Origin of the sequence: Proteiniphilum acetatigenes DSM 18083, assembly GCF_000380985.1 — a bacterium.
GTDB classification, from domain to species: Bacteria; Bacteroidota; Bacteroidia; order Bacteroidales; family Dysgonomonadaceae; genus Proteiniphilum; species Proteiniphilum acetatigenes.
The window spans coordinates 365,230-381,856 of the sequence record NZ_KB905695.1 but is presented as its reverse complement, the minus strand read 5'-3'; the positions used below and the strand labels follow the sequence as shown (position 1 = coordinate 381,856).

At 44.6% G+C, this 16,627-nt stretch carries 15 protein-coding genes; 12 read left to right on the top strand and 3 right to left on the bottom strand.

Translation table 11 applies throughout. The annotated features are described in order from the left end of the window. Positions 1–1,464 carry a flotillin family protein gene (locus F597_RS0108035; RefSeq protein ID WP_019539218.1) on the top strand — a complete coding sequence of 488 codons (1,464 nt, stop codon included), beginning with the start codon at positions 1–3 and terminating at the stop codon, positions 1,462–1,464. 96 nt (positions 1,465–1,560) lie between these two features. On the opposite strand, the gene F597_RS0108030 is transcribed toward F597_RS0108035, so the two are convergent. Next, positions 1,561–2,643 (bottom strand): 3-oxoacyl-ACP synthase III family protein, encoded by a 1,083-nt coding sequence (locus F597_RS0108030; protein ID WP_019539217.1) that lies wholly within the window; start codon positions 2,641–2,643, stop codon positions 1,561–1,563. A 149-nt stretch (positions 2,644–2,792) separates the two neighbouring features. Then, positions 2,793–4,097, bottom strand: coding sequence for a mechanosensitive ion channel family protein (locus F597_RS0108025; RefSeq protein ID WP_019539216.1), 1,305 nt, complete (start codon positions 4,095–4,097; stop codon positions 2,793–2,795). 281 nt (positions 4,098–4,378) lie between these two features. Here F597_RS0108025 and F597_RS0108020 point away from each other — a divergent pair, with 281 nt between their 5' ends. From F597_RS0108020 to F597_RS0107985, 8 genes are all read left to right on the top strand, one after another. After that, positions 4,379–5,581 (top strand): saccharopine dehydrogenase family protein, encoded by a 1,203-nt coding sequence (locus F597_RS0108020; protein WP_026327261.1) that lies wholly within the window; start codon positions 4,379–4,381, stop codon positions 5,579–5,581. 115 nt (positions 5,582–5,696) lie between these two features. Next, positions 5,697–7,193: a CotH kinase family protein gene (locus tag F597_RS0108015; protein ID WP_019539214.1), complete on the top strand. Its 1,497-nt coding sequence runs from the start codon at positions 5,697–5,699 to the stop codon at positions 7,191–7,193. A 92-nt stretch (positions 7,194–7,285) separates the two neighbouring features. Then, entirely contained in the window at positions 7,286–8,206 is a 921-nt protein-coding gene (pyrB, locus tag F597_RS0108010) for an aspartate carbamoyltransferase (RefSeq protein WP_019539213.1), read from the top strand. 236 nt (positions 8,207–8,442) lie between these two features. Then, positions 8,443–8,895 (top strand): aspartate carbamoyltransferase regulatory subunit, encoded by a 453-nt coding sequence (pyrI, locus tag F597_RS0108005; RefSeq protein WP_019539212.1) that lies wholly within the window; start codon positions 8,443–8,445, stop codon positions 8,893–8,895. A 17-nt stretch (positions 8,896–8,912) separates the two neighbouring features. Next, positions 8,913–9,848 (top strand): homoserine O-acetyltransferase MetA, encoded by a 936-nt coding sequence (gene metA / locus F597_RS0108000; RefSeq protein ID WP_019539211.1) that lies wholly within the window; start codon positions 8,913–8,915, stop codon positions 9,846–9,848. A 158-nt stretch (positions 9,849–10,006) separates the two neighbouring features. Continuing rightward, positions 10,007–11,239 (top strand): glycosyltransferase family 4 protein, encoded by a 1,233-nt coding sequence (locus F597_RS0107995; RefSeq protein ID WP_245542008.1) that lies wholly within the window; start codon positions 10,007–10,009, stop codon positions 11,237–11,239. Between the two features lie 15 nt (positions 11,240–11,254). Further along, positions 11,255–12,271, top strand: coding sequence for a lysylphosphatidylglycerol synthase transmembrane domain-containing protein (locus tag F597_RS0107990; protein WP_019539209.1), 1,017 nt, complete (start codon positions 11,255–11,257; stop codon positions 12,269–12,271). Next, positions 12,268–13,488 carry a glycosyltransferase family 4 protein gene (locus F597_RS0107985; RefSeq protein ID WP_019539208.1) on the top strand — a complete coding sequence of 407 codons (1,221 nt, stop codon included), beginning with the start codon at positions 12,268–12,270 and terminating at the stop codon, positions 13,486–13,488. The genes F597_RS0107990 and F597_RS0107985 overlap by 4 nt, the downstream gene beginning before the upstream one ends. Here F597_RS0107985 and F597_RS0107980 read toward each other — a convergent pair. Next, the gene (locus F597_RS0107980; protein ID WP_026327260.1) at positions 13,439–14,641 is read right to left on the bottom strand and encodes a lactonase family protein; all 1,203 of its coding nucleotides are present in this window, start codon (positions 14,639–14,641) and stop codon (positions 13,439–13,441) included. The genes F597_RS0107985 and F597_RS0107980 overlap by 50 nt on opposite strands. A gap of 238 nt (positions 14,642–14,879) precedes the next feature. On the opposite strand from F597_RS0107980, the gene F597_RS0107975 reads away from it, so the two are divergent. The 3 genes from F597_RS0107975 to F597_RS0107960 all read left to right on the top strand — a co-directional run bounded on the left by F597_RS0107975 (position 14,880) and on the right by F597_RS0107960 (position 16,550). Next, positions 14,880–15,323: a DUF5606 family protein gene (locus F597_RS0107975; protein WP_019539206.1), complete on the top strand. Its 444-nt coding sequence runs from the start codon at positions 14,880–14,882 to the stop codon at positions 15,321–15,323. Positions 15,324–15,413: 90 nt separating this feature from the next. After that, positions 15,414–16,250 (top strand): phosphatidate cytidylyltransferase, encoded by an 837-nt coding sequence (locus F597_RS0107965; RefSeq protein WP_019539205.1) that lies wholly within the window; start codon positions 15,414–15,416, stop codon positions 16,248–16,250. A 78-nt stretch (positions 16,251–16,328) separates the two neighbouring features. Continuing rightward, a complete protein-coding gene (locus F597_RS0107960; RefSeq protein ID WP_019539204.1) occupies positions 16,329–16,550 on the top strand; it encodes a winged helix-turn-helix domain-containing protein in 222 nt (73 codons plus the stop codon). Positions 16,551–16,627: the final 77 nt, after the last annotated feature.

Here is a 16,627-nt window from a genome sequence, read left to right as displayed (position 1 = left end):
ATGACACCCGAAATGCTTTCATCACCCATGTTTTTAATTATTGTCCTGGCAGTCGTCATCTTCGTCACCATCCTGGCATTGGCATCGCGCTTTAAGAGATGTCCCTCCGACAAGATACTGGTCGTCTACGGACGGACCGGCGGGTCATCGGCCCGATGTATCCATGGCGGTGGTGCTTTTATCTGGCCCGTCATTCAGGATTATGCATTCCTCGACCTGAAACCGTTATCAATAGAGGCTAATCTCACCAATGCATTGAGCCGACAGAATATTCGTGTAGATGTTCCTTCCCGCTTTACCATTGCCATCTCATCGGAACCGGAATTAATGAATACCGCAGCTGAAAGGTTACTCGGCCTTACTCCCGATAAAATCAGGGAACTGGCATCCGATATTCTTTTCGGACAGTTACGTCTGGTGATCGCCACCATGTCGATCGAAGAGATCAACTCCGACCGTGATAAATTCCTCGAGGCCATCTCTAAGACCGTAGATTCAGAATTGAAGAAAGTGGGCCTGAAGCTTATCAATGTGAACGTAACCGACATCAGGGATGAATCGGGATATATTGAAGCGTTGGGTAAGGAAGCCGCAGCCAAAGCGATTAACGAAGCCAAAATAAGTGTGGCGGAACAGGAAAAGATTGGTGAAACCGGTAAGGCCGTGGCCGATAAAGACCGTGAGGTGAACATTGCCTCGGCCAGAAAAGACGAAGCGATCGGCAAAGCCGAAGCCGATAAACTGACCCGTATCAAAACATCGGAAGCCAATGCCACAGCGGTGGAAGGAGAAAATACGGCAAAAATCACTATCGCCCAATCCGATGCCGCACGCCGTGAAAAAGAAGCCGAGGCAGCACGTATTGCCGTAGCAGCAGAAAAGGTACAGCAGGCAAAAGCCCTGGAAGAAGCCTATTCTGCAGAGCAAAAAGCGGAGAATGCACGTGCTGAACGCGAACGTTCCACCGAAACAGCCAATATCGTGGTGCCGGCTGAAATTGCCAAACAGAAAGCGATCATCGACGCACAAGCCGAGGCCGAACGTATCCGCGTACAGGCAAAAGGGGAAGCCGACGCTATCTTTGCCAAGATGGATGCGGAAGCGCGTGGGCTATTCGAAATCCTCAGTAAGCAGGCACAAGGATACAGAGATGTGGTTTCCGCCGCAGGTGGAAATCCCGACAAAGCTTATCAATTGCTGATGATCGAGAAACTTCCTGAACTGATTAAAACGCAGGTCGAAGCAGTGAAGAATCTGAAGATAGATAAAGTGACCGTCTGGGACGCGGGCAATAACGAACAGGGCAAGGGATCTACTGCCAACTTCGTATCGGGACTGATGAAAACTATTCCACCCCTCGATGATCTGTTCAACATGGCGGGAATGAACCTTCCTAATTATTTGAAAGGGGAAGACCGCCCGGAAATAATCCCGGTGGAAGAAGAGACTGAAAAAGAGGAATAGAAGATCTAAAATCTCAAGTAGAAGTAGAGCAAAAGAGGGTGGAATCACATTACAGCAATTCCACCCTCAATTTTTAGGGGTAAAGTAAGAATAACCTTATGGAACCCGGTAAACAATACTGTTAATATTCATACCGGCACCTACCGAAGCCAATACAATATTGTCTCCGCTTCTGAGGGTATGCCCGTCCATCTCACCACGTGTAATGATATCGAGCAACGTAGGGACGGTAGCCACCGATGAGTTACCCAACCATGAAATAGTCATCGGCATAATATGTTCAGGGACCTCCTTGAGGTTATACAATTTAAATAACCGCTTCAGGATAGCATCGTCCATCTTCCCGTTTGCCTGATGGATCAGTACCTTACCGATTTCATTGACATGCAATTTCAATTTATCAAGTCCGGCTTTAATGGCTTTCGGCACGTTCTCAAGGGCGTACTGATAAAGACGCCGGCCATTCATCTTCAGGTAATATTCTTTTTTCTCTGCCAATTCGGGTTTATAGGAATATCCAAGATAAAGCATATTGGCATATTCCAATGCATCGCTACGCGAATTATGACCGATAACACCTACAGGAGTATCGCTTTCTCTCGCCTCCATGACCGCTGCGCCTGCACCGTCGGCATAGATCATACTGTCACGGTCGTGCGGGTCGGATATACGTGACAGTACATCTGCCCCTACAACCAATATCTTCTTTGCATCACCGGAACGGATATAGTAGTCGGCCTGAATAACCGCCTGCACCCATCCCGGACAACCATACAAAATATCATATGCTACGGCAGAGGGATTGGCAATGCCCAGTTTCTGCTTCAAACGGGCAGCCATCGTAGGCAATACATCTATCCGCATATTATCCTTGGTTGTCTCACCGAAGTTATGGGCAAAAATAATATAATCGAGTTCCTCCTTATCCACTCCGGCCGCCTCTAAAGCTCTCTGGGATGCTACAAGAGCCAGATCGGAAGTCGACTCATCATCGCTGGCATAGCGCCGCTCGGCAATAGTGGTGATCTCTTCAAATTTCCGGGTGATCTCCTCGTTAGGCGTGAACAATTTCTCTCCGGTAGAGTCATAAAACTCATAATTGTGAAAAAACTCGTTCTTTATCTGTTTGGCAGGAACATAACTGCCTGTTCCGGTAAAAACACTATAAAGCTTACTCATTGTAAATCTTTCTTAATTGACTTGATAACCTTGTATCTCTTTTTTTACCTCTCTACTTCCTGTTAGGGAATACAAAAGTACATGATTTTTTCTAAATAAACCACAAACAGGTAAAAATAACCATTTTAATCAACGGAAAACTAATTGTATTAATGGGTTATCCCGGTTTCGGGTATTTTGGTGATGACCGGATTAGAGACATCCTCGTAAAGTTCCAGGTCGAAATATTTAGCTGCTGCTGTCACATGATCAAGCACGTCGGAACATATATCTTCATATTTAAGCCAATTGGTTGTAGCAGTAAAGAAATAGAGTTCCAGGGGAAGTCCCTTTGAAGTAGGTTGCAACTGGCGTACCAGTATCAGCAGCCCTTGATGCACATCAGGATGATTTTTCAGATAAGAGAGCAGGTAATGTCTGTAAAGGCCCATATTGGTCAGATTTCTTCCATTGATGGAAAGTGACTTGTCCACACCCCTCGCCTTGTTGTACTCATCGATCTCTGCACTCCTTGAACGGATATAATCCGAAATAAGTCCTATCCTTTCCAGTTCTTTCAACTCGTCATCCTTCATAAACCGGATGGTGGACTGTTTCACGAAAACAGAACGTTTTAATCTTCTCCCGCCGGTCTCTACCATACCGCGCCAGTTCTGGAACGACTCCGACACCAGTGAGTAAGGAGGGATAGTGGTAATGGTCTTATCGAAATTCCTTATTTTCACGGTAGTGAGTGAAATTTCGAACACATCCCCGTCTGCATCATACTTGGGCATGGTGATCCAGTCACCAATACGCACCATATCATTGGCCGACACCTGGATACTGGCCATAAATCCAAGGATAGGGTCTTTGAATACCAGCATCAATACGGCAGAAAGGGCTCCCAGGCCGGTCAGGATATGAGCAGGATTTTGTCCGGTAAGGATAGAGAAAAAGACGATAAAGCCGACACAATAGAGCACAATTTTCACCACCTGGGCATAACTTTCCAGCGGCTTATCCCTCATCCTTGGTTTCTTGGCAAGCGAGTCGAAGAATGCATTAAGAACAGACATCAGAAGCCATATCACATAGAATATCAGGAAAATATCGATTAATTTATTGATCAACACCATTGTTTTCGGGAATTGGTCAAAAATAATAGGGATGGAACCTTTTACCAGGCTATAGGGTATCACCATTGCCAGGTAATGAGGAAATCTTCTGTTAGAAAGATTTTTAGGGAATTCGGCGCGTGAAATCTTCCCAAAACGGTTGAGTATCTTCTTCAGGATAGTACGGGTAAGGTATTGCACTATAAATACCAGTGCTGTTAATACTATCAACAGGATGACCAGGTTGATATACTTAGCCCAGGTATCCGTAATTCCGAGGCTTTGGAGTAATTGGAGGGACCAATCGCTGACAGCATTGGTCGAACGTGAAATTTGTTGGATGTTCTCTTCGTTCATAAAATTATTTGTCTTTTAAAGAAGCCTGACAGCGCAAAGATTAAGCGCAAAGATTATCAGGGTCAGGAATCAAAACATGCGTTATTTGATTAACTAATTAATATATCATCAGATAAGGTGATGAAACGACAAAGGTACAATTTTTAGGTGAAACACGCCTCATTTCACGGATTCATTGTATATTTGTAGGATAGGATTTGTCAAGGCAGTCCTTACTCTGCTATAAAGAGATGAAGGAATTGCTCTTAATATTTATTATATCTAAACAACTTAACGAAAATATGGGAAAAGTACTGATCATTGGCGCCGGTGGTGTGGGAACAGTGGTAGCCAATAAAGTGGCACAAAACAGCGATATCTTCACCGATATTATGCTGGCAAGCCGTACCAAAAGTAAATGCGATGCCATTGCTGAAGATGTGAAACGTCGTACAGGTGTAACCATTCAGACGGCACAGGTGGATGCCGACAATGTACCGGAATTGGTAAAGCTGTTCAACGAACAAAAACCGGAATTGGTGATTAATGTAGCGTTGCCCTATCAGGATCTGACCATCATGGATGCCTGCCTGGAATGCGGCGTAAACTATCTCGACACGGCCAATTACGAGCCGAAAGATGAAGCCAAGTTCGAATACAAATGGCAGTGGGCCTATAAAGAAAAGTTCGAAAAAGCGGGACTGACAGCCATCCTCGGCTGCGGCTTCGATCCCGGAGTGACAAGTGTCTTTACGGCATATGCCGCCAAACATCATTTCGATGAGATCCACTATCTCGATATTGTGGATTGCAACGCTGGCGATCATGGTAAAGCCTTTGCTACCAATTTCAATCCCGAGATCAATATCCGCGAGGTAACACAGAAAGGTAAATACTGGGAAAACGGACAATGGGTTGAAACGGAGCCGCACGAAATCCACAAGCCGCTCACCTACCCCGAGATCGGTCCCAAAGAGTCCTACGTGATCTATCACGAGGAATTGGAATCACTCGTGAAGAACTTCCCCACCCTCAAGCGGGCACGCTTCTGGATGACCTTCGGACAGGAGTACCTCACCCACCTGCGTGTGATCCAGAATATCGGTATGGCCCGGATCGATGAAGTGGAATACAACGGACAAAAGATTGTACCCATCCAGTTTCTGAAAGCGGTACTTCCCGATCCCGGCGAACTGGGAGAGAATTATACGGGAGAGACATCCATCGGATGTCGTATACGGGGCATTAAAGACGGTAAAGAACGTACCTACTATATCTATAATAACTGTAGCCACGAAGAGGCTTACAAAGAGACCGGTGCCCAGGGTGTAAGCTATACTACCGGCGTACCGGCAACCATCGGGGCCATGATGTTTTTGCAGGGTATCTGGAAGAAACCGGGCGTATTCAACGTAGAAGAGTTCGATCCCGATCCCTTCATGGATCAACTCAATAAACAGGGATTGCCCTGGCACGAACAGTTCGACATAGATCTGGAGGTATAATCTACACGTTGTGGCCTATGCTTGGTTGTATCTTATGAAAAACGCGACAAAGAAAATAATTCTTGTCGCGTTTTCAATAAATAATAAGCATTCATCATACAGGAGGAATTGTATTATGCAAAAAATATCGTTAAGAACGCTCCCCCTTTTCATTCTTCTTCTCATCTTAGCAGGCTGCAAGGAAGATACCCCGGATACTCAGTTAGACGGGGACAAAGAGTTACTGGAATATAAATTTGAAGCATCACTGAACCCTCAACTCGTCAATGGAGATATTACAGGGAGGATCGAAGAGGGAAAAATAGAACTGAATCTTCCCTACGATCTTAATATAAGTGAGCTGATTGCCACATTCTCTTACAAAGGCGCAAAGGTATTAGTCGGCGGAAAAGAACAGGTATCGGGTACTACACCTAATAATTTCAATGACGCCGTTATCTATACCATTATTGCTGAGGACGGAAGTATAAAAGAGTATATCGCAACCATTGCATACTCTCCTCCCATACCCCATATATATATTAACACCGAAAACGAAGAGGATATCACCTCGAAAGAGGATTATTTATGGGCTGATATTTCCATCGAAGCCAACGGCTGGGGTAAGGACTATTCAAACAGGACACAGATCAGAGGTAGAGGAAATTCCACCTGGGGTATGCCTAAAAAACCGTACCGTCTTAAACTGGAAACAAAAGCAGTCCTGTTCAACTTAGCTGAGGAGAAGGATTGGGTACTTCTGGCCAATTATATAGATCCTACGCTGATGCTGAACTCTGTAGCTTTTAAAATCGGGCAACTGATTGGATTGCAATTCACTAATCATGCCATTCCCGTCGATTTGACCCTGAATGGCAAGTATGCGGGAAGCTATCTTCTCACCGAACAGGTTGAATTATCTTCAAGCCGCGTAAATATCGATGATAAGAGAGGTGTTCTATTGGAACTGGACATCAACTTCGACGAAGACTTCCAGTTTTACTCCAATAACTATGGCTTACCAGTGATGGTAAAGGATCCCGATGTGGAGTCCGACGAGCATTTTGAACAGATTAAAAGCGATTTTCACCAGTTCGAAGATGCGTTGGCATCAGAATCTTTTCCTGACAATAATTATAAGAATTTTATCGATATAGAATCGGTGGTAAAATACCTGATCGTCTATAATCTCACGCACAATATGGAGATCAATCACCCAAAAAGTATCTATCTCTATAAAGATGACAACGGAAAATACACCATGGGGCCAATCTGGGATTTCGATTGGGCTTACGGTTACGAAGGGTCGATGAAGCACTTTACTTCCCATCGTCCATTGCTCCACAAATTCGGACACTCCGATGCAACCGGCTATACATTCTTCTCACGTTTTTTAGAGGATCCGGAAGTGGTTCAGTCGTACAGGGATATCTGGACCCGGTTCCATACCGAAAAAAAAGGAGAATTATTCGACTATATCGACTGGTACGCCGACAGGATAAAGGAATCCCAAAAGAAAGACCTCCAATTATGGAAAAACGGGACATCTGATTTTGAGGGTACAGTCCGTCAACTCAAAAGCTGGTTAGAAGGAAGGTTCCGCTATATGGACGAAGAAGCATTGTCTATGTGATGCAGTCCACAGCATAATTTCATATTTTCACGATGAAAGCTTTCAAGCAGTAGTAAAATTAGCTATTTTTGCAACAATAAAATTCCTCACGGATGAAATCCAAAAGTTTAGTCAATATCGTCGATTACGACAGGGATGATATCTATCGTATCATCAAAAGTGCTTCCAGGTTCAAGCAGAATCCTGACCGTGATTTGTTGCAGGGAAAAGTGTGTGCCACGCTTTTCTTCGAGCCGTCTACCCGTACAAGGCTCAGTTTCGAGACGGCAGTTAACCGTCTGCGCGGACGTATCATCGGCTTCTCCGACTCGGCCACCAGCAGTTCCACTAAGGGGGAGTCGCTTAAAGACACCATCATGATGGTAAGCAACTATGCCGACCTCATCATTATGCGCCACCATCTGGAAGGATCGGCCCGCTACGCCTCGGAGATATCGCCCGTACCCGTAATCAATGCCGGGGATGGTTCAAACCAGCATCCCACGCAGACAATGCTCGACCTGTTCACCATCTACGAGACGCAGGGGACATTAGAAAACCTCACTGTCACCATCGTGGGCGACCTGAAATACGGGCGTGCGGTACACTCGCTTATCCAGGGACTCTCCCACTTCAATCCTACATTCAATTTCGTGGCGCCGGAAGAGTTACATATCCCCGACAAGTACAAAACGTTCTGCGACAACAAACAGATCCCTTACAGGGAATTTACGGAATTCTCCCCCGAAGCGATCAACAGCGCCGACATCCTTTATATGACCCGCGTGCAGAAAGAACGTTTTACCGACCTGATGGAATATGAAAAAGTAAAGAATGTATATATCCTGCATAACCGTATGCTGGATGAGTCTAAAGAGAATCTGAAGGTGCTGCACCCGCTTCCGCGCGTGAAAGAAATCGACCAGGACGTGGATGAGAGCCCGAAAGCTTACTATTTTGAGCAGGCAAAGAACGGGATGTATACACGCCAGGCAATTATTTGTGATTTAATGGGAATCGTAGATAATAATTGATAATTGACAATTGACAATTGACAATTGATAGTGAAATCTGTGAGTAAGTGAGAGTAAAACAAGTTTACTTGGGTTTGCCGAGCGGGAGCAGATTGCGCGAAACGAATAGTGAAAAATGGCAGGGAGGTCAGACTGGGAGACCGGGAGGCCGGGGGAGATTGGGAGAAACCGATAATTAGTAATTAGTAATTACTAATTGGTAATTAAATTTGGTAATTGGTAATTGAATAATAATTATGGGAAAAGAACTACAGGTTGCAGCGCTCGAGAATGGCACAGCCATCGATCATATACCCAGTGATGCCGTTTTCAAAGTGGTCTCACTGCTTCAACTGCAGAAACTGAACAACCGGATCACCATCGGCAATAATCTGAAAAGCAGCAAGATGGGATCCAAAGGGATCATCAAGGTATCGGATAAATTCTTCCGTGAAGATGAACTCAACCGTATTGCTTTGGTTGCGCCTAATGTAAATTTGAATATTATCCGTAATTTCGAGGTGGTAGAGAAAAAGAAGGTGGTACTTCCCGATGAGATTGTGGAGATCATGAAGTGCAACAATCCCAAATGTATCACCAACAATGAACCGATGAAAACCCGGTTCCATGTGACAGATAAAGAGAAAGTGGAACTTCAGTGCCACTACTGCGAAGTAAAAATAAAAAAAGAAGAAGTAGTCCTTCTATAATTGAAACTGAACTAATTATGCCCGTCAATATACCCGATAAATTACCCGCGATTGAGATCTTAAAAAAGGAGCATATTTTTGTGATGGACGATTTGCGTGCATCCACACAGGATATACGTCCGCTGAGAATCCTGATCCTCAACCTAATGCCGGTCAAAGTCACGACCGAGACCGATCTTATACGCCTTCTGTCCAATTCTCCGCTTCAAGTTGAGATTGAATTTCTGGGACTCTCCACGCATACTCCCAAAAATACACCTATCGAACATCTCATGTCGTTTTACACCAATTTCTCCAAAATAAAAAATGCCTATTACGACGGGATGATTATCACCGGAGCACCGGTAGAAATGCTGCCTTTTGATGAGGTGAAGTATTGGAAAGAGTTCACCCAGATTTTAGATTGGGCACGTACGCATGTCACCTCCACTTTCTATATCTGCTGGGGGGGCCAGGCTGCATTGCATCATTTTTACGGTATCAATAAATATCCGTTGGAGAAAAAACTCTTCGGCGTTTTCAAGCATAGGATAAACGATCCTTCGTTCCCCTTGTTCCGCGGCTTCGATGACGAATTCTATGCACCTCACAGCAGGCATACCACTATCCTGGCCGAAGAGATCAACCGGCATCCCGCTCTGACCATTCTCTCCGAATCGGATGAAGCCGGCGTATATATTGTCACTTCGCGTGGCGGAAGGGAGTTTTACGTAACCGGCCACTCCGAATACTCTCCTTCTACCCTGCATAAGGAATATATACGTGACAAGGAGAAAGGGATGGACTCTGTCGCACTACCTGAAAACTATTACAGGAATAATGATCCTGAATACCCCCCGTTAGTGCAATGGCGATCTCATGCAAATCTTCTATATATAAACTGGTTGAATTACTTCGTATATCAGGCTACACCTTTTAATATTACCGATATCGCAGAATTACAGGACCTCTAAACAGCGCGTACTTTTTGCAGGTTTGCTTAAAAATTGTAACTTAGCGGCTCGGAAAATCCAATCCTGTTGTTCAACGACCTGCTTATAAAAATAATAAGCTTTTTTATCGTTATCTGATGATAATGGGATTGAGAAGAAAAAAGTCAGCAGTTTCACTTGTGGAAAGATCATCTATAAACGATAGCGAAGAAGCAACCGGAAAAGTAAAAGTTGCTTTTTTTACCGATATCCTGATAAAGGACTATGATGGGGCTATCAAGACAATGTACCAACTTATCAACAGGATACCCGACGATCGGTTTGAGTATCTCTTTTTTTGTGGCGTCCCTCCTAAACATGAGATAGGGCATCGCGTTGTTAAAGTCCCCTCAGTCATCATCCCCTTTAACATTTCATACAGGGCTGCTTTACCCAGATTGGCAAAAAAGCGTCTCCTTGGGATATTAGATGAATTTCAACCGGATGTAATTCATATCTCCACGCCTTCCCTACTCGGGGCTTTCGGATTAAAGTACGCAGTGGAGCGGCATATCCCCGTATTATCTATTTATCATACCCATTTTATTTCCTATATGCGGTACTATTTCAAAAAAGTACCGTTCCTGATCAAACCTACCGAGTCGCTTATTGCTTATGCATACAAAAAATTCTATAACCGGTGCGATCTGGTATATGTACCCACCCATCTCATGATCAATGAGTTGATCGATTATGGCATCTCCGGAAAATCGCTTAAACAATGGCATAGAGGATTGGATACCAATCTGTTCAATCCAGGCAGAAAAGACGAGGCCTATATCAGGAGTATCACCGGCAACGACAAGCCTTGTATTCTTTATGCTTCACGGATAGTATGGGAAAAAAATATCGAGACCCTGTTTGATATTTATGATGAAGCCGAAGCACAACAACTGGATGTCAACTTTATAGTGGCAGGTACCGGTGTAGCGGAAGTTGATGCCAGGGTACGGATGAAAAATGCCTTTTTCATGGGTTACCTTAGCCATAGCAATCTCGGAAAATTATACGCATCCACCGATATTTTCATCTTCCCGTCCATATCAGAGACCTACGGCAATGTGGTAGTAGAGGCAACAGCCTGCGGATGTATTCCGGTGATCGCACGGGGTGGAGGTTCACAGGCGTTGGTAGATGACGGCAAGACCGGCTTCCTTTGCGAACCCAACGATGCCAAAGACTATATCGAGAAGATCAAATTACTGCTTAGTGACGAAACTCTCAGAAAAAAGATGCAGAACGAAGGAAGACAATATATCTCTCTATTGAGCTGGGACTATCTCACAGAGGTCTATTTTTCTGATATCGAACGATTAACCGGAAAGCATTTGCCGGAGAAAAAAGCTTTGCCGATAGAAGAACTCTCGATTTAATACGACAAAGAAAAAATGGCATTCTTCAAAAAATACAGGAAATATATCATATTGGCGTTGCTGATCACTGTTTTTCTGTTGATCGGCCGTTTCATATCCACCATCGACCTCGAATTACTTAAAACCTATCTGAGCGGTATGCCCGGTATGTTTGCGGGGGTAATACTAATGTCGCTTTGTGCTTATATCACATCCACTATTGCATGGTTGCTCTGTATGGGAAGTGAAGCAAGGAAAGTACCCTTTGTAGAGCTGTTCATGTTCAGGCATGTAGGCGAAATGCTTTCCCTTTTCAATCCCACGGGTATCGTGGCCGGTGAAAGCCTGAAAGCCGTTATTCTCAACAAAAGAGGCATCAGTGCCACCGACAGTGTGAGCTCCATATTACTTCAACGGGTGTTGGTGATCTTATCGGGGGTAGTGCTGATGGCGGTCTCCGTCCTGTACCTGACAGCCGGACAAATGCTCAATGGCGAAAGTGTGTTGGTGGTATTACTTACATCAATATTTATCGCTTTTCTCGCCTATCTCGTGATCCGCTTTCTGGTACATCCCAGACTCTTTCTTGGAAAGACAATGGAGAATCTGAAAAAGAAAACCGGCTGGAAGCTCTTTTCCGATAAACTAGTTGCCTCTTCCTTCGAAATGAATGAGGTCTCCTCCCGCTATTTCCGGGAAAATAAAAAGCGATTCCTGCTTGCCTTCCTGATGTGCCTGATCCATTGGATCTTTGGAGCAATGGAGTTTTATATAGTATTGAATATGATGGGACTGCCCATTTCGGTTATCCAGGCTTCGGCAGTCGAGATGGGAGTAATTCTTTTTAAAACGATCGGTGCCATTGTACCGGGTCAGATCGGAATAGAAGAGTATGGGAACAAGGTAATGCTTAATGCTATCGGCGTCGTAAGCAATGAAATGTGGCTGGTCGTCACTCTCATGCGCAGAGGCCGTCAGCTTTTCTGGCTGCTTATCGCAGGAATATTTATGCTGATCATCTCCAAAAAACTGCAATTAAAACTACACAAATGAACGAGGTCCTTTGCGTTACACATAAATATCCGCCTTCCGTAGGAGGAATGGAAAAGCAAAGCTACGAGCTGATTAACGGGCTAAAACAATACTATAAAACCCATGTCGTCGCATATCAGAACAAAGGGAACAAAACCATTTGGTTTATCCAACTACGTACAAGGATACAGGCTCTCCTCAGAGAAAATCCCGGTATCAGACTCATCCATCTGAATGACGGTTCTATGGGTGCAGCATGCCTTTGGTTACAGAAACAGGCCGATATACCGGTAGCAGTTACCTACCACGGATTAGATGTGACTTTCCCCCTGGATATCTATCAGCACAGGCTCGTACCACGACTTACCCGATATCAGGGAGCCATCTGCGTAAGTGAGTATACTCATAATGAATGTATAAAAAGAGGATTTAACAGACACACCACCTTTACCGTAAGAAACGGTGTCGACACCTCGATGGGCGACATCCCCTTTGATCCGGCCATTGTAGACAAACTTAAAGAGCAATATGGGATCGACCCTACAGGAAAAAAGATTATTCTTGCCGTTGGCAGACCGGTAAAACGAAAAGGATTTTCATGGTTTATGAAGAATGTATTACCCTTACTGGGTGAAGATGTGATCTTCCTGATGACCGGTCCAATGAAGAGTAAACCTTCCTTTTTAGAAAAAGGAATTGAATCACTCCCGGGTGGCCGTAACCTGCAATTACTTTTAGGCGCTGCCAGCGATTCGAAGCAGGTAACCGAATTACTACAGGTAACAAAAAACGCATACCATCTCGGCAGCGTACCTTACAGAGATCTGATACAATTACTTTCACTGGCCGACCTGTTTATCATGCCCAATATCGTGGTGGAAGGCGATGAGGAAGGTTTTGGTCTGGTAGCACTGGAAGCTGCAATGAGAGGTACCTATGTGGTTGCCTCCGGGATCGAAGGCATTACCGATGCCGTGATCGACGGCAAAAACGGCAGCCTTCTGCCTTCAGGCGATGTAAAGGCGTGGGTTGGTAAAATCTACCAATTATTGGGTGATAAGGAAATGCTGAGACAACTTTCGGAACAGGGCAAAGAATTCACCCGCCGCAACTACTCATGGAATACTATGGTAAATGAGTATCATTATCTTTTCGACAGGATCATCACTCAATATGAAAGTGAAAAACTCAGTCGTTCCGGTCTGTTCCTGCAAACTTCAGGCAGACCGGCTTACTGACGGGGATATCCTGATGGGTATCGGTCAGCAACCCTGTCTCAGTATCGATGCGGAACACCTGTATCTTATTATCATCCCTACCGGCTACCAGAAGGAACTTCCCATTAGGTGTGATCACAAAATTACGTGGATGCTTTGCTGTCAATTGATAACCAGTTTTCGTGAGTATTCCCTCGTCCGGGTCAATGGAAAAGATAGCGATCCCATCGGCCTGCAACCGGTTCGAGGCATATAAAAAACGCCCGTCGGGTGAGACATGGATATCGGCACTACCTCTGGCACCCGTCGAATCAGCTGCAATTATCTGTTTTTGGGTCAACTCACCGAAAGCATAATCAAAAACAATCACTTCTCCCGATAACTCACCTAACAGGTAAAAATATCTGCCTCCGTCGGGATGGAAATCAAAGTGGCGCGGCCCGATGCCTGCAGGTAAAATAAATTCTTTCAGACTGTTATCCATCAACCCGGGCTGTCCCTCAAACGGGGTATCGTTCACATCGAATCGATAAAGTTTATCACTCCCCAGATCGGCAGCAAACAGATATTGCCCGTCGGGAGAATACCTCACGCAGTGCAGGTGGGCACTCTCCTGCCGGACAGAATCCGGGCCGGATCCATTAAAAGCGATCATCGAGACGGCTGAAGTGAGTGTGCCATCCTCTTTTACCTGAAACGAGGTAATGGTTCCCCCTCCATAATTTGCAGTATGCACATTCCGCCCTTTACTGTCGATAGTGATATAACAAGGGGCGCTACTGTTCACAGGGCGGGAGTTCAGCAGTTCTATCTTCCCACTCCGTTTATCGAACGAAAAAGCGTGTACAGCACTCCCTGACTCGTTATTTTCACTTGCCGTGTAAATAAACTGCTCGTCCGGACTCAAGGTCAGATACGACGGATTATCGACTTCCACCATGCTGACCGAGTCGGAATTCCCGGTATCGGTATTGAAACGGTATAAATATATCCCTTTGCTGCCCTCTTCGGAAGTGTAGGTTCCTGCCAATAAAAAGAGGTCTCCACTCATAGTCTCTATCGCCGGAAGCGTCTTCTCCGATGCATTCCTATCGCCTGCTTTTCCGGAACGGTTTCCTGTACATGAAATTAACAAAGCCGTTGCCATGCCTGCCATCGCTATTTTCTTAATCATCTTTCTTACATTTATCGGTCAAAGCATATATTATCGCGCAAAGCGCACTATCACACGAAGCACATTATCGCCGAAGGCACTATCGTGTAAAACACACTACGCGCGAAGCGCATTTCACGAAAGTAACTTATTTTTCCGAAACAAATTCTCTTTTTGGGAAAAAGTTTGCGAATGTGGCGCGGACTCCGTATTTTTGCACCGTTAAAAATTAAACCCGGTTGCTAAACAGAAATTAATTATGTTGTCCGAAATATTATCTATCACCGGCCGTCCAGGCTTATATAAACTCATCTCCACCAATAAAAATATGAATATCGTTGAATCGCTTGCCGATGGAAAACGTGTTCCTGTATATGCACAGGAAAAGGTGGTAGCCCTGAGTGATGTATCCATATATACCCAAAGTGGGGATACTCCGTTGCGGGAGGTATTGAAAAAAATAAAAGAAAAAGAGGGAGGCAAACAGGTATCCCTGGGATCCAAAGCGTCCGGCAAAGAGTTGTTTACATATCTGGGTGAGGTACTGCCCGATTACAGCCGGGACAGCGTCTATGCGGGTGATGTAAAAAAAATAATTTCCTGGTATAATATTTTGACAGAGCACAATATCGACCTGGAAGAAGCGGAAAAAACAGAGGAGAGTGCTTCTGATGAATCTGAAACAAAAGAAGGAGAAAAATAATTCTCCTATTCCGGATTTTGTAGTAAAGTTCCTTGTTTCTATAAAGAAAGAAAACCGTATCTTTGGCAAGTCTTAAAATCATAAGGAAAATTGAACATAAAAGATATCTCTACCCGTGCGGGAGCCGGCATCATTTATATCCTGGTTATACTTTTGGGTCTGCTGGGAGGCCGGTTTTCGTTCCTTGCCGTTTTCGGAGCCATACTGGGTTCCGGACTGTTTGAGTTTTACCGCATGGTTGAGAAAGACACCTCACACGCCATCAGCAAGATATTCAATATTTTGTTAGGAATTATCATTTTTATATCGGTCTTTCTCTATCTCGAAGGTATCTATACCTACCTCCTACCCGTCTGCATCCTTATCTACCTGCTTATACTGATTGCCTCAGCCATTTTCCTGCGCAGACATGATATCCTTCATGGTATCATCTATTCGGTTTTCGGACAGGTCTATATTACCATGCCGTTGAGCCTGCTCATGTTCATTTCCTATTCTCCCAATGTTGCAGGCAATGAGTACGATTGGGTTCCGGTACTGGCTCTCTTTGTGTTCCTGTGGGTGAACGATACGGCTGCTTATTTCATAGGATCGTTGATCGGCAAGCATAAGTTGATAGAACATATCTCACCAAAAAAATCGATAGAGGGTTTTATTGCAGGTATCCTGTTCACTATGCTTGCCTCCCTGATCTTCGCCCGGCTCTATCCCGGCTTTTCCGTCGCTTTCTGGATGGGATTAGCCGTAGTGGTCTCCCTGTTCGGAACGCTGGGCGATCTGTTTGAGTCGCTTATCAAGCGGACTTGCAATGTAAAAGATGCCGGTGACCTCATTCCCGGGCATGGCGGTATACTCGACCGGATCGATAGTCTTTTAGTGGCAGTCCCTGCCGTTTTTCTCTACCTGATTCTGTTCCTCTCTTTTTAAATAATTTTACTTATTCGAATAAGAACAAAACTGTTTCGAAAAACGTTTGAAAGGTAATCCTTTTAAACAGGTACCACTATGAATAAGAAAGTGATCGGAATCAATGCAGGCATTATATGGAACCTGCTGAATGACTACCAAAAGTGGGACATACCGAAGCTATCTAAGGCCTCCGGGTTATCGGAAAAAGAGGTCTATACCGCCATCGGTTGGCTGGCGCGTGAAAATAAGATCGAGATCGATTCTTCAATTGATGATAGCAACGAGCAGTTTTATCTTGTAGTAGAATACTATTTCTAAGCATTTAGCACTCAAAACAATGAAAAGAGGGTGAATCACATTGCATCTGTGAAGTGCACCCTCTTTTGCATTCCTTT

Coding starts and splice junctions, on each gene's coding strand:
- F597_RS0107960 (WP_019539204.1), top strand. CDS start 16,329: ATGAATAAGAAAGTGATCGGAATCAATGCAGGCATTATATGGAACCTG.
- F597_RS0108025 (WP_019539216.1), bottom strand. CDS start 4,097: ATGAACGAAGAGAACATCCAACAAATTTCACGTTCGACCAATGCTGTC.
- F597_RS0108015 (WP_019539214.1), top strand. CDS start 5,697: ATGCAAAAAATATCGTTAAGAACGCTCCCCCTTTTCATTCTTCTTCTC.
- pyrB (WP_019539213.1), top strand. CDS start 7,286: ATGAAATCCAAAAGTTTAGTCAATATCGTCGATTACGACAGGGATGAT.
- F597_RS0107990 (WP_019539209.1), top strand. CDS start 11,255: ATGGCATTCTTCAAAAAATACAGGAAATATATCATATTGGCGTTGCTG.
- metA (WP_019539211.1), top strand. CDS start 8,913: ATGCCCGTCAATATACCCGATAAATTACCCGCGATTGAGATCTTAAAA.
- F597_RS0107985 (WP_019539208.1), top strand. CDS start 12,268: ATGAACGAGGTCCTTTGCGTTACACATAAATATCCGCCTTCCGTAGGA.
- pyrI (WP_019539212.1), top strand. CDS start 8,443: ATGGGAAAAGAACTACAGGTTGCAGCGCTCGAGAATGGCACAGCCATC.
- F597_RS0108020 (WP_026327261.1), top strand. CDS start 4,379: ATGGGAAAAGTACTGATCATTGGCGCCGGTGGTGTGGGAACAGTGGTA.
- F597_RS0108035 (WP_019539218.1), top strand. CDS start 1: ATGACACCCGAAATGCTTTCATCACCCATGTTTTTAATTATTGTCCTG.
- F597_RS0107980 (WP_026327260.1), bottom strand. CDS start 14,641: ATGATTAAGAAAATAGCGATGGCAGGCATGGCAACGGCTTTGTTAATT.
- F597_RS0108030 (WP_019539217.1), bottom strand. CDS start 2,643: ATGAGTAAGCTTTATAGTGTTTTTACCGGAACAGGCAGTTATGTTCCT.
- F597_RS0107975 (WP_019539206.1), top strand. CDS start 14,880: ATGTTGTCCGAAATATTATCTATCACCGGCCGTCCAGGCTTATATAAA.